This window comes from Rhodopirellula sp. SH410 (genome assembly GCF_055811895.1).
In genome coordinates, this window is record NZ_CM147949.1 from 7,683,738 (window position 1) to 7,696,601 (window position 12,864).

A 12,864-nucleotide genomic window follows, 5' to 3' on the forward strand; every position below is an offset into this window, starting at 1 on the left:
TCATGAAACGCGTCGAATCAGAGGTCGCTACCGTCGCGAAATCGTCTCTCGGACCATCGAAACCACCACACCGAGCAGCCCATCGGCGGCCATTTGGCGATCGTCCCACTCCCGCAGCAGGACGAGGCCACTGGCCAGTTTGCAAACCGCGAGGTCGCCATCGCGACATTCCCGGTCCCGCTCGACAATCAGATAATCCCCATCCAAAATCCCACGCCGAGCAAAGCCACCACCGGAAACCTGGACCACAAATCGCTCGCCTGTCGCGAGTGTTTTCCCGATATCAATCACGTCGGCCGAATCGAGATCGAGGGGCGCCGAGTGCTCCGAAACGATGCCCAAGAGCGGCAATGCGGTGGTGCTGCGAGCGTGCTCGCCGGTCAACTCAATCGCCCGCGACTTGTTCGCTTTCCGCGTGATCAAGCCCTTTTTTTCCAATGCCCGCAAATGGCACATCACGCCGTTGGGGCTCTTGATCCCAAAATGTTCCCCGATCTCGCGAACCGTCGGCCCATACCCGCGTTCCTGAATCAGAGAGCGGATCAGCTCGTAGACGTGCCGTTGACGTTCAGTAAGTTGCGACTTGGCCATAAGGTTTCATGGGCGAGAAATTCGATCACGAGTTCCCTTGCATCCTATCCCTTGCCCCCTGTCGGGATAAGTGGCACTCTATTTTGCAATCGCATTTGAACACGCCAGAAGATGGGGCGGGATTAGCTTCCGAAGCCGCCCCAATAATACAGGGTGAACGCGATGCCGACGGGAATGCACCAGTAGGCGAACCAGTGCAAACGATCCTCTTGGCTCCAACGGATCAGCCATTTCAGGGCGGCGATTCCGACGACGAACGCCACCAGAGCACCGATCAGCAGGGTCGCGATGGGCAGTTCACTTGCCGCTTCGCTACCGTCGATGAGGTCTTTGATTGCGAGCGTCACGGCACCGCAAATGGCCGGAATCGCTAACAAAAACGAAAAGGTAACGGAATCCTCCTTGCTCAGACCCATCAATCGTCCGGCAAAAATGGTGGAACCGCTGCGGCTGATCCCCGGCAGAATCGCGACCGCTTGAAAACATCCGACTAGAAATGCGCCCCCCCAGCTCAATCGGGTATAGTTCCCCGCAAGTTTTGGCAACTTGCCCAGCCCGATCAACAACACACCCGTCAAAACCAACATCGGTGCAGCGATATACGGCGACTCGGTCAGCCAAGGAACCATTTTCTTGATCGTCAAGCCGATCACGACGGCGGGCAGCGTACCGACCACCATCAGCCCAATCACCCGGCGATCTCGCGTCAGTAAATCGAGGATCCGACGCCAATAGACAACGAGAATCGAACCGAGGGTGCCAGCGTGCAGAATGATCACCAGAGTCGCCGATTCCCCCAGTCCACCCAACAAATCGTTGAGAATGACGAGGTGTCCGGACGAGCTGATGGGCAGAAACTCTGCGATCCCTTGGACAACGGCGAGAATGAGAACACGTAGAAGTTCGGTCACGTCGGTGGGGTCTTTGCAAAAGGTGGAAGTGAGATGCGGCATTGCCAACGGCATGTAGGAAACTACCTTAGCCGCTTCACCTGCCCACCCCGGGAACTTGAAATTTTCCACGTATCTTCATGCCGACAAATCCAACTGTGACGAAAACCTCTGAAATTGACGATTGTGACGCCGTCGCTGGCTCGGGCTCCCGCATCCCTGCGGATCAGAACCTCCAAACGGGAACGATCGCCGGCGACGCCCTGAACGTGTTTCGCGGGTTCTGCATGGGGGCGGCCGACACCGTTCCCGGTGTCAGCGGCGGGACCGTGGCTTTGATCCTCGGACACTATGACCGATTGATCGCCGCGATCAGCCACATCGACACGGAGGCGGTCAAATTGCTCGCCGGCGGCCGGTTCCGCGCCCTTTCACAAAAACTCGACCTGCGTTTTCTAATGGCGTTGGCCGCGGGGATCGTCATCGGGATCGGCGCCCTCGCCGGGCTCATGCACTGGCTGCTACTGCACCGCATGAATGCAACGATGGCCGTGTTCTTCGGCCTGGTCCTCGCCAGCGTGTGGGTGGTCCGCCGGAACGTCTCGAGCTGGACGCTGGGACGCTTGGTCGCCGTGGGCCTCGGCACCGCCATCGCCCTAGCGATCTCGAAAATCCCCGCCACCACCGGTGACATCCATCTGCTGTATTTGTTTCTCAGCGCGTCGATCGCGATCTGTGCAATGATTTTGCCCGGCATCAGCGGTGCATTCATCCTCCTGCTGTTGGGCGTCTACGAGCCCGTGATTGGGATGGTGAAACAATTCTTCAAGCTCGACATCGATCCGATGCTCCTTTTGCGATTGACCGTCTTCGCGTCCGGTTGTGGCTTCGGCTTGCTAGCCTTTTCACGCTTATTGAACTACCTGCTCGGCCATCATCGCGATGTCACCATGGCAACATTGATCGGACTGATGATTGGATCGGTCGGCCGGTTGTGGCCGTTGCAGTCCGTTACACCGGAGACCGCGGAACTCGAACTCAAGTTCCAAAAAACCACCTTCATCACGCCGGATCAATATGATGGTAATCTGATGGTGCTGGTTGCTCTCGCATTGATCGCCGCCGCCGTGGTGCTGATCGCCGATCACGTGACGCGGCGTTTAACTGCGGATGACCTGAACGAGCGATTGAGATAGTCGCGTGGCGGTTTCGAGTTTCAGCCGAGCGACATCGTTGACATCGCATAAATCGTCCGGTTTGAGGAACAGATGTCCGAGCGAGTCGCTCTGCCCACCTGCGCGTGCTTCGTCGCTGCCCGCCTGGACGCCATCGGCCACGTAGAACCAATCCGGCGTGGTGATCGCAACATTCTGATGGCCATTGCTAGTCACCAATTCGACTTTCGAGTGCGTACTCTCATCGTCGCGATCGTGCCGCGCCGCCCAGACCTCTGGGTGGCGTGGTGAACGCGTTGGATCCTCCGTCATCGCCGCGATGATCGCCGGTAAAACGTCTGCCGACGTGACATCTTGATCGCGGATGCCGGTGCCCGAGAGCCCGCATTCGCTCGATCCCCCACTCAGCGACGCGGCCATCAACGGTACGTGCAAGTGGCACGAACGCAGCGGCCCAGCACGATGTCCGATCGCGCCATTTTGCCCGAGCGAAAATCCGCTGGTGCCCGCCAACACGATGGCATCGTGGCCCGCGTCCGCCACGACCGAATGCAGCAACCCGAACAACGCATCGACCAGCCGGATTTGGCACCCATAGGTGCGCATCCACGCCATCACAAGATCAGGATCGTCGCTGGCTTGCCGTAAAAAATTGGGTGGTTGCCAATCCGGCAGGATGGCAGACACACCCGATGGTTTCTCAATCTCGCCACTGTGCTGCCGTTCCATTTCCAGTTCGAGCGACTCCGCCGCGTCGAGCGGTGCCAGATCCGATTCATCGAGCTGGTCGACTGGAAACAGATCGCGTGGAGCATCCCACAGTCGCGTCAGGAACCGACTATGCAGCCAGACGTGAGGGTTATCGGGTAACTGCTCTGCGGCGATCGCAACCAGGGACGCTAGTGTCGTGTCTTCCAAAGAGTCAGCGACACCGTCGCGGCCAGATTGTGGGATCACGATCAGCTCGCCGATCGCGTCGGCCGAAGGCAGCTTGCCGAGCCGTTCATCATCCGTCACAACGACCATTTGATGGGCTGGAAACTGACCGCTGGAGAGCCAGCGATCGAGCTGCGCCAACGGATCGGTTACCGGGGTGACGGCGCGGTCCCACGTCGTGCCGATGGAGGCCACCGCGTCGATCGATTCGGTGCGATTCCAAGACGAACCGTAGCAGGACAGTGCCGCGGGTGTGAATCCTTCCAAGGTGAACAACAACATGAATTGATTTCTGGGATCGTTTCGTGAGGAAAATGGGCGTTGCGCAAACCGCGGTGTATCGAAATCATCCGGTCAATCGATATTCTGTTTCGATTATAACCTCTCACTGCCGTCGCTCCGCGACTCATGAAAATCACGATTCCAGTGCGAACGCACGGGATTGCCAACCGATCGCGGCTTAGGGGCGAGCGGAAACGAAGTGGCCGAACGCTCCGCGGTCGGAATGGTCGACCGCGGAGCGTTCGACCACCATTTCAGACCGTAAATCCCCGCTCGTTCCTTAACCCGGTGGCCAGGTCATTTTGCGGCCGCCGAGCAGATGAAAATGCACGTGAGGCACTTCTTGGCCGCCGTCGTCACCGCAGTTGACAATCAGCCGATACCCGCCGCTGAGCCCTTCGGCCGCTGCGATTTGAGAGGCCGCGACGACGCAGCGCCCCATCACGGCTTCGTCCTCAGGTGTTAGCTCGGCGAGCGACGCGATCTCGCGTTTGGGAATCACCAGCACGTGCACGGGTGCTTTGGGAGCAATGTCGCGAAACGCCAAACAGTCGTCGTCTTCGTATACGATATCGGCAGGGATTTCGCGGGCAATGATTTTGCTAAAGATGCTTGACATGGGATCCTGTTCTAAAAAGTAACATCCAATCCAACCAACTCAAACCGATGATGGATGGGAGCCGATGAGTGAACTGCGACGCAGACGGTATCAAAGCGTACTCTATCCGCTGGCCCAGCGGCGACGGTTTCGCCGCAGCGAGTTGACTGAACTCGTCGGTGAGGAAACCGCCGGGTTCGTCACCCGCACGGTCAACGAGGTCGTCCGGGCGGGCGTGTTGGCGAAGGTCCGCGAAGACGATGAAATTCTCTATGAGTGGACGGACGGCGATCCGGTGGTGGCGGTCGATCAATGGATTGATCGTCGCATTCATGGTGATCAAGTCAAGCAGACACCCGAACAGGAGCGCCCGCGTGAGCGTTTGCTGCGACTCGGTGCGGCGTCCCTCTCCGACGCCGACTTGCTCGCCATCTTGATTCGCGTCGGCATCGTGGGCGAGTCGGCGGTGACCGGCGGCCAAAAACTCGCCAATCGCTTTCACGATGAACTCGATCGCCTCCGCGAGGCGGGTTTGCCCGAACTCCGCAAAATCACGCCCGCGGTCACCAAGGCCAGCTATTGTCAAATCATGGCCGCTCTCGAAATCGGTCGCCGCGCCACCGAATCCCGCCAGCAGCGCCCCGCCGAGATTCACAAAATCACATCGACGATTGAAGCGACCCAGTACTGCGCCGAGAAATTCGCCTACCTCGCCGGTGACGCTGTCCAGGAAGAGTTCCACATTGTCACGCTCGATACCAAACACAAACCGATCCGCTCGCACCGGATCACCGTCGGCACGCTCGACGCATCCTTGGTGCACCCCCGTGAGGTGTTCCGGCCAGCGATCCGTGATGCCGCCGCGGCGGTGTTGCTGATCCACAATCATCCGTCGGGCGATCCCACGCCCAGTCGCGAGGATCACGCCGTCACGGAGCGATTGACCGACGCGGGCAAATTGATCGGTATCGTTGTGCTCGACCACATTGTCGTCGCTCGGCAGCGCTGCGTGAGTATCCGCGAGTGCTCCTAAGACGACAGCCTCTACCAGGCGGTTGACTGAATCGAAGTTCGACCGTCAATCGTGAACCCAATGCCGTGAGGTAACCCGAGCCACCCGGCCGCTGACGCGACTCGGCTCATGAAATCAACACGCCCCTCGCCTACGACTTCCTAGCGTACGGCGATCGAAATCCAGCCATCGGTTAAATCAATCGCTGAGATCCGTACGACTCGCCCTGCCAGAGCGCGTATCTGGGCCGTTTCGGGAAACGCCAAATCGCGGTGCAGCAGCTCTTTGGGAAACAGTTTGTTAAAACTCTTCTGCATATTCGTTTTGATCGCAGTTTGACTGATCGACAAACGCCGGGAGCCGGGGAAAGCCAGCCGCACGTCGTCTTCGCGACTGAGCCAGATCGCTCCATCCTCACCGCGGACGGGGCGATACGTCGCGGAAACTTCGAGCGTCCGTTCGAGCTCCCGACCTTCCTGGGCGAAGCGGGTGCCGCGAAGCCCAACGCGTAATTCTTGGTTGTCGGCTTCCATAAACACGGGCCGAAAACTCGCCAAGTCGACTTCATAATCTTCCTGCTCCTGATCCTCGTCGGTCGCTTCACCGCCCCCGTCTTGGCTGGTGGCGGTGCCGGTCGACACAGCCCTGGAGCCGCGATTGGGCACTTCAATGTCGAGGGTCTGAGCGAGTTGGAGAATGCGATCCGGCGTGAAAGTTTGTCCGGCGAGTAGCTGGGAAATCGAGTTATCGACGATGCTCTGATGCACCTGTACCGCGGCGAGATAATCACCTCGCTGGACGCCACCGTTTTCGGACGACCACAGCGACTCGAGCGCAGGCGGCTCGCCAGGAGCGGCCAAACCGTGCGTGCGTTGCAGGTTGGCGCGGGCATAGACCGTATCAGAGGTGGAACCGATCGTGCGCGCCAGGGCCGGAAAATCGAGACGATCCAACCATGGCTCGACGGTACTTTCGAGGCCGGGAAACGGCCTCGCCGCCAGCTCACTGGTCTGGGCGTTAAACTGATTGTGGACTTGAACCCGCAGCTTCTCACGCGAGATCGCCTCGGCGAGCGGGCGTTGCTCGGCCGCCTGTTTGCTGGCGATCCGCCGCACAATTCGCAGCGGATGATTGATCCGATTGATCTGCGTCGATAGTTCGGCCGACGACACCGTCTCGCCCAGCACGATCCCGTGCTCGGTGATCGCGATCTGCCGCGCCGCATAAACTCGGCCGCTGCCCGTCGTATCCAGTGTGACCGGTTTGTGATAACCCCGCGCCGTCGTCGAGAAGATCCCATTCATCCGGACCAGCAGACGCACGTAGCCATCCGAGGGCAGGAGCTGCCCGGCCACGTTCCCATCGACACGCGCTTGGCCGATCATCCGTGTACCGAGAATGCAGTCATTGACCGCACTGGGGGCATTGACGGGCCGCGAGATGGCTTCGATCAAAGCTTGCCCGTCGATCCAGCCGCGAATGTTGTCGTGGTTGTAGTGTGACTGGATTCCACGGATCAAAGCGGCCGCTTGGTTGGCGTCGGCCAGACCAGTGAGCAACTGATCGACCTGCGCGACCTCCTCCGCGGACAAATCGTCCAATCCACGCACCTGCCGCTCCGCAGGCTCGCCATCCGGTCCGGCGGGCGATTCCGTCTCGCCGGCCGCCTCAGCAACGCGTTCCCATGAAAGGATTCCGGCCAGTGCATCGAGCTGCTTTTGAACTGACGCGATGCCACGCTCGGGATCGGAGTAACGCAGGGCCGCGATGTACCGCTGCACCGCACCGCGAAGCGACACCATTGAATCCAGCTCCAGACCCGGGTAGACGTCACGCAGCCGCGACTCCAACTCCATCGCAGCGTGACCGCGTTGAGCAATCGATTCTTCGTTCTCAATCGCATCGGCCAGCGTCTCCAACTTCAGGTATCTCAGCCACGCCTCCGAATTGCCCTCGGTCGCCCGTCGGTCCAGATATGCCTTGCATTGGGCCATCGCGTCGAGAACCCCCGCCTCGGTATCCACCAAACTGGGCAGTTGGTTGGGATCTAACGCGGCCCGAGCCTGCTCGATTTCTGTGTCGAGCCGAATTCCGGACGGATCGGCCGACAAATTGCCCCCCGTTGGGACGAATCCAACCACGAAAACGGTTGCAGTGATAAAAAATTGCTTGAGCATAGGGCATTTAGTCAAGATATGAGGCCAATAACCCCCTCAGTCTAACCAATCTGCCAGCAAAAGCACGTCCAGGCCAGGGCGGAATTTTAACGAATCAGTGCCACTTCAATCTCCAGACCCGGGCCGAACCCAAGCATCACCCAGGGGCGTGGAACGTCGCTGCGGACAAATTCCTCCAACACGAAACCGAGCGTGGCCGAGGACATGTTGCCGTGTCGACGCAGAACGTCACGCGAAATACTCAATTTCGCTGTGGGCAGGCTGAGCGCATTTTCAACCGCGTCCAAGATTCGCACGCCACCAGGATGAACCGCCCAGCCACCGATTGATTCCACGTTCAAGTCCTGTTCGGCGAGCCAGCTCTCGAGATATCCGGCGAGATTCGCTTCGATCAATCTCGGCACACTCGGCTGCAGGGTCATTTCGAATCCATGGTCACCGATCAACCAGCTCATCGCGTCGCGGCTGCCGGGAATCAAACAGGATCCGGTGGCGGCGATCTCGCCCATGGCGAGCGGGCCCGATGCGCCCTGACCCAATGCACCATCGTCCAATGCACCAGCATCCGATTCACCATCGCCCGATTCACCATCGCCCTGTCGGCCGCAAAAATCGTGGCCGGCCACGATCGCCGCCGCAGCGCCGTCGGCAAACAGCGAGCCGGAAACAATCCGCTGCGCATCGTAGCCATATTGATAGTGCAAAGAGCACAGCTCCACACTGACGATCAACACGCAGGCTGCGGGCTCGGCCGCCACCAGTCCCCGGGCGGTACGAAAAGCGTTAATCAACGCGTGGCAGCCCATGAACCCCACCTGAATCCGCTGCGTTGTAGCCGGCAATCCGAGCTGCTCGATCAAATCAATATCGATTCCAGGGGCACGGAATCCGGTGCAGGTGACCGTGACTAAATGGGTAATTTGCTCAGCCTGGCAGCCGCTGATCCGCATCGCCCGAGACGCTGAGGCAATCGCCAACCGGGGTGCTTCCACGGCGAAACGGTCATTCCGGGTGCGGGTGGTGGGGCCATCGGCATCCACGCTCATCGCACCGTAAAACGATTGGGTCACCGTCCCCGGGGTGGGCTCGTCGAGCAACACGCTACCCCGGGTGTCGACCCCCGTACGCCGATGCAACTTTTCGACCGTACTCGCTTCACGCTCGGTGCGACACGACATTCGCTGGGCCTGAGTCGTCGACAGCTGCCGATCGGCTTGATGGCGTGGCACTGCGGACGCGACCGATAAAAGTGATGCCATGTTGAAGTCAATCGAACCTGATAAGGATGTCACGGCAGTCTCGGAGCGGTGGACGAGAAGTGTGGCCCCGCCGCCAGACTACGGGTGATCGGCACGGCCAACCAGGGAGCATAGGCCAAACCGACCTGCGCCGCCTGCCGGAGCCCTGCCGAACGCATCGCTCGAGTCACGCTCCCGCAAAGGATGCGCCGCTTTCGCTGGAGTGCTCGCAATCTCGCCTGCCAGTGGCTCGCAAAGTCATCGCGAGTATCGGGGCAGGCCCACAGATCGGCGACCGCCAAGCCGCTCTCGATCCCCCACGTCATGCCCTCGCCTGTCATGGGCTCGACATACCCGGCGCAATCACCGATCGCGACGACTCGATCGCGACCGGGCGATCGTGATCGACGCAGGGGTGGCGCCGTCATCAGTCGCGCGTCATTTGCCAGCCACTCGCTGATCCGCTCGCCCCGGCTGCCGGTGGCATCGGGATGGCTCTGAAGCAGCCCGGCCAGGCGTTGGGTTGCCCCCTGCGGACCAGCCTGTTTACTCGACAATCGCAGTGCCGCCGCGATGTCGATCGCACCACCGGGCAAGCGAACCAATCCAACATAACCCTCGTCGCCGCAGACCATCTGAATTTCTCCCGCTTCCAAATTCCAGTCGCGGGCGAGTGGATGCTCCCCAGGCAGATGAGCGGCGATGCCGAACGGGCCGTGGGGGGAGTGGATCCAAGGCAATTGCCAGCGGCGCGGCTGCTCGATGTCGGTCCCGCTGGGACGACTCCCGGAAAAGTCGCCACTAAGCCCCGTCGCTACGACGACCAAATCAAATTCATCGGTGAACTGCCAGTCCGCACGGTTGTGAGGATCCCCCACTTCGCGCCACCGGACGTGCGTGCGGTCACCCTCCGTCGCAACGACCTGAGCCTCGCATGGTTGCCGCACCCGGACTCCTGCCTGAACGGCTTGCTCGGCTAAAAACGTATCCAGCACACTGCGTGAGATCGCGACGCCGGCCGCGATGGGCAATCGAATCTGGCTGGCACACCCCGGTGCATCTGTACTCGTTGCAGATCGACGCCGAGTTTGCAGATAACCTGTAAAACGGTTCGTGGGCGTGCCCAACGCGCCGACGGATTCCCCCAGACCAATGGCGCCGAGTGCCCGCAGGCCCGCAGCACCGAGACAGCAGCCACAAATTTTCTCGCGCGGAAACATCGCCCGCTCAGCCAATGTCACCCTGTTTCCCAAATGTGCGAATCGGATCGCCGCGCCGCAGCCGGCCACGCCACCACCAATCACCAGCACCCGCGAAGGAGAAGCGTGCGGGGGATCATCCATGGCGGTGCCGAGAAAATCAGGAATGTGCGTGATGCGTTCGAACATCAATTCCACACTGAATAACCGTATCTGTACGGCAATGCAAACGTCCCCGATGGGGCAAACCCATCATACCCACGGGGCATCGCCGGGGAGTTGTTTTTCTAGCGGGGGAAACATTTCGACCTGGGGGCCATCTCAACCGGGGGAACACGGTCCCGAGCGAGCCATTCATCGCCCGCATCAGGCGAAAGACCTCGAGGACGGGGCAACGGTCCCGTCCATACCGCTCGAAAAAGTGCTTGCCAGCGAAAAAGTAAAGTGCTTGCCAGTGTTGTGCTGGAGGACGATCTGGATGCCCCCATGCTCCGTGTCCCCATGCTCCGTGATCCGAGGCGATACCCAGATCCGAGGCGATGCCCAGATCTGGAATCGCCTCGGCCCCGGCGGGGCTTTCCACCGCCTAACTGACCGTGAGTTCGCGCAGTGTCCGGTCGCGAAGTGTCTTGGGGGCCAAACCAGCCGAACGGAACAATCGGCTGAGCCCGGACATGGTTTGATGCCAGAGCAGCAAAATCTCAGGCGTGCCATAGGGAATCGCGTCGGTGCGGTTCACCCCCTGCTCACTGACGTGAATTTCCGGTGCCAGGGTGAGCAGGGCTTCAATGGCGAGGTGGGCTTGACGGTCCCGGTCACTCAAATCCGCATCATCGTAGATCCAAGCGTGGGCCTGCATGATCCGATCCATCAAATGCATGGCCGCCGCCTCGCTATCGATGGCTTCGACGACGACGCTGCGGGGTCCACACTGAACGTAATATTTGGCCATAATGGGGGGTTCTTCCGTGAAAGTGGCGAATCGGAGATCAAAACGGGCTTTTGCACCCCGTGGGATGCCGTAAGCTCGACGTTGATAAGATCGCAGGCGGGTGGACACGTTTGGTCACGGCCGTAATTTCCCAGAAATATCAGCTGTCCATTTACAAAAACCCCTGTCACTGCGTAAACTGTCGGGCTTTCCGTTATTCTTGCCGTCTTTGCGTACCCGTCGCCCGTGTTCGATTCCCTCTCTGAAGGCCTGCAATCCGCTTTCAAAAGCTTGTCTGGTAAAGGCAAACTGACTGAGAGCAATATGCGCGACGGTTTACAAATCGTCGAACAATCGCTGCTCGAATCGGACGTCAGCTACAGTGTCGTGAAGGAATTCATGGCCCATGTGACGGAAAAAGCACTCGGCAAGCGGGTCTTGCTCAGCCTCCGACCGCACGAAGAATTGGTGCGGATCGTTCACGAGGAACTGATCGCGACACTCGGCCCCGTCGACCCGTCGCTGCACCTGCGTTCTGACCGCCCGACGATCTTGATGCTCTGCGGGCTTCAGGGAAGTGGCAAAACAACGACCTGCGGCAAATTGACGCAGATGCTCCGCGAGCAGGATATCACGCCGCTGCTCGTCGCCGCCGACCTCCAGCGCCCCGCCGCGATCGAGCAACTCAAGGTCATCGGGGAACAACTCGGTGTCCCCGTTCACGCCGAAACCGACCACAAAGACCCCGTCAAGGTCTGCCAGAACGGCGTCGCCCGAGCACGGCGAGATGGCAACCGAGTCGTGATCCTCGATACCGCTGGCCGGCTCGCCATTGACGCGGAGTTGATGGATCAGCTCAAACGAATCGACAAAAAAGTCGGCCCCGATCAAGTCTATCTCGTTGTCGACGGGATGACGGGCCAAGACGCCGTCAACAGTGCCGGAGCATTCAACGATGCCCTCGAGCTCGACGGCGTGATCATGACCAAGCTCGATGGCGATGCCCGCGGCGGTGCATTGCTCTCGGTCAAACAGGTCACCGGCGTCCCGATCAAATTCATCGGTACCGGCGAGCGATTCGATGCCCTCGAACCGTTTCGCCCCGAAGGCATGGCAGGCCGCATCCTGCAGATGGGCGACATGGTTGCCGCTGCCCGCGAAGCCCACCGGATCGTCGACGAGAGCGAACGGGAATCGCTCGAAGAGAAAATGGCGTCAGGCCAATTCTCGCTCGACGATTTCAAGAACATGATGCAGAAAATCGCCCAACCGGGGCTGATGGGACGTATGATGGGCCTGATGCCGGGCATGTCGCAGTTCAAAGAGGCCCTGGACAGCGAAGAAGCTGGCGGCCAGATGAAACAGATCATCGGCGCGATCAGTTCAATGACCCCCGCCGAACGCAAAAACCCGAAAATTATCGATGCAGCCCGGCGAACCCGTATTGCTGCTGGAGCCGGGGTGCCCTCCTCGTCGATCACTCAATTGATCAAGCAGTTCGACACGATGAAACCGCTCATGCAAATGATGTCGGGCAAAGGTGGCGGCGATCGGATGGCGATGCTGCGACAACTGCAGAGCGGGGCCATGGCGGGCGGTGGGCTCGGTGGCACAAAACTCAAACAATCCACTGGCAAGCGACTGTCGCCCGCCGAGCGGGAACAACAACGCAAAGAACGTGACAAACTCAAACGCAAGATGAAACGGAGGGGCCGCTGAAGGCGACCTCTTTCCAATCGTTTTACTCAACCGAACCAAAACCAACGCTAATTATCTTTTTGGAGACCTGACCGAGATGGCTGTCAAAATTCGCATGAAAAAAATGGGACGTACCC

Annotated in this window: 11 protein-coding genes; 3 read left to right on the plus strand and 8 right to left on the minus strand. The window is 59.8% G+C overall.

All coding sequences use genetic code 11. The annotated features are described in order from the left end of the window. Positions 1-27: 27 nt before the first annotated feature. Positions 28-591, minus strand: a complete 564-nt coding sequence (gene lexA / locus SH410x_RS28150; protein WP_473672906.1) for a transcriptional repressor LexA — start codon at positions 589-591, stop codon at positions 28-30. Positions 592-713: 122 nt separating this feature from the next. After that, positions 714-1,556 (minus strand): undecaprenyl-diphosphate phosphatase, encoded by an 843-nt coding sequence (locus tag SH410x_RS28155; protein WP_473672908.1) that lies wholly within the window; start codon positions 1,554-1,556, stop codon positions 714-716. Positions 1,557-1,696: 140 nt separating this feature from the next. Here SH410x_RS28155 and SH410x_RS28160 point away from each other — a divergent pair, with 140 nt between their 5' ends. Further along, the gene (locus SH410x_RS28160) at positions 1,697-2,677 is read left to right on the plus strand and encodes a DUF368 domain-containing protein (RefSeq protein WP_473677424.1); all 981 of its coding nucleotides are present in this window, start codon (positions 1,697-1,699) and stop codon (positions 2,675-2,677) included. On the opposite strand, the gene SH410x_RS28165 is transcribed toward SH410x_RS28160, so the two are convergent. Both SH410x_RS28165 and SH410x_RS28170 read right to left on the minus strand, forming a co-directional pair. Beyond that, entirely contained in the window at positions 2,642-3,874 is a 1,233-nt protein-coding gene (locus SH410x_RS28165; protein WP_473672910.1) for a hypothetical protein, read from the minus strand. The genes SH410x_RS28160 and SH410x_RS28165 overlap by 36 nt on opposite strands. A gap of 280 nt (positions 3,875-4,154) precedes the next feature. After that, positions 4,155-4,493 (minus strand): histidine triad nucleotide-binding protein, encoded by a 339-nt coding sequence (locus tag SH410x_RS28170; RefSeq protein ID WP_473672912.1) that lies wholly within the window; start codon positions 4,491-4,493, stop codon positions 4,155-4,157. A 64-nt stretch (positions 4,494-4,557) separates the two neighbouring features. Between SH410x_RS28170 and radC the strand changes: the two genes are divergently transcribed. Then, positions 4,558-5,505 (plus strand): RadC family protein, encoded by a 948-nt coding sequence (gene radC, locus SH410x_RS28175; RefSeq protein WP_473672914.1) that lies wholly within the window; start codon positions 4,558-4,560, stop codon positions 5,503-5,505. A gap of 140 nt (positions 5,506-5,645) precedes the next feature. Here radC and SH410x_RS28180 read toward each other — a convergent pair whose 3' ends face one another. From SH410x_RS28180 to SH410x_RS28195, 4 genes are all read right to left on the minus strand, one after another. Beyond that, positions 5,646-7,661: a hypothetical protein gene (locus SH410x_RS28180; RefSeq protein WP_473672916.1), complete on the minus strand. Its 2,016-nt coding sequence runs from the start codon at positions 7,659-7,661 to the stop codon at positions 5,646-5,648. 86 nt (positions 7,662-7,747) lie between these two features. Continuing rightward, complete coding sequence (locus SH410x_RS28185) at positions 7,748-8,953, minus strand: type III polyketide synthase (RefSeq protein ID WP_473672918.1); 1,206 nt, start codon at positions 8,951-8,953, stop codon at positions 7,748-7,750. After that, positions 8,950-10,287: an NAD(P)/FAD-dependent oxidoreductase gene (locus SH410x_RS28190; RefSeq protein ID WP_473672920.1), complete on the minus strand. Its 1,338-nt coding sequence runs from the start codon at positions 10,285-10,287 to the stop codon at positions 8,950-8,952. Before SH410x_RS28190 ends, SH410x_RS28185 begins: the two co-directional genes overlap by 4 nt. A 397-nt stretch (positions 10,288-10,684) precedes the next feature. Then, on the minus strand, positions 10,685-11,050 hold the full coding sequence (locus SH410x_RS28195) for a hypothetical protein (protein WP_473672922.1): 366 nt from the start codon (positions 11,048-11,050) through the stop codon (positions 10,685-10,687). 225 nt (positions 11,051-11,275) lie between these two features. Here SH410x_RS28195 and ffh point away from each other — a divergent pair, with 225 nt between their 5' ends. Further along, the gene (gene ffh, locus SH410x_RS28200) at positions 11,276-12,748 is read left to right on the plus strand and encodes a signal recognition particle protein (protein ID WP_473672924.1); all 1,473 of its coding nucleotides are present in this window, start codon (positions 11,276-11,278) and stop codon (positions 12,746-12,748) included. The last annotated feature ends 116 nt before the right edge of the window (positions 12,749-12,864 follow it).

Bases quoted from the DNA above. Each gene is read 5' to 3' on its own strand.
- SH410x_RS28165 (WP_473672910.1), bottom strand. From the start codon at position 3,874: ATGTTGTTGTTCACCTTGGAAGGATTCACACCCGCGGCACTGTCCTGC.
- SH410x_RS28170 (WP_473672912.1), bottom strand. From the start codon at position 4,493: ATGTCAAGCATCTTTAGCAAAATCATTGCCCGCGAAATCCCTGCCGAT.
- lexA (WP_473672906.1), bottom strand. From the start codon at position 591: ATGGCCAAGTCGCAACTTACTGAACGTCAACGGCACGTCTACGAGCTG.
- SH410x_RS28180 (WP_473672916.1), bottom strand. From the start codon at position 7,661: ATGCTCAAGCAATTTTTTATCACTGCAACCGTTTTCGTGGTTGGATTC.
- radC (WP_473672914.1), top strand. From the start codon at position 4,558: ATGAGTGAACTGCGACGCAGACGGTATCAAAGCGTACTCTATCCGCTG.
- SH410x_RS28190 (WP_473672920.1), bottom strand. From the start codon at position 10,287: ATGTTCGAACGCATCACGCACATTCCTGATTTTCTCGGCACCGCCATG.
- SH410x_RS28195 (WP_473672922.1), bottom strand. From the start codon at position 11,050: ATGGCCAAATATTACGTTCAGTGTGGACCCCGCAGCGTCGTCGTCGAA.
- SH410x_RS28155 (WP_473672908.1), bottom strand. From the start codon at position 1,556: ATGCCGTTGGCAATGCCGCATCTCACTTCCACCTTTTGCAAAGACCCC.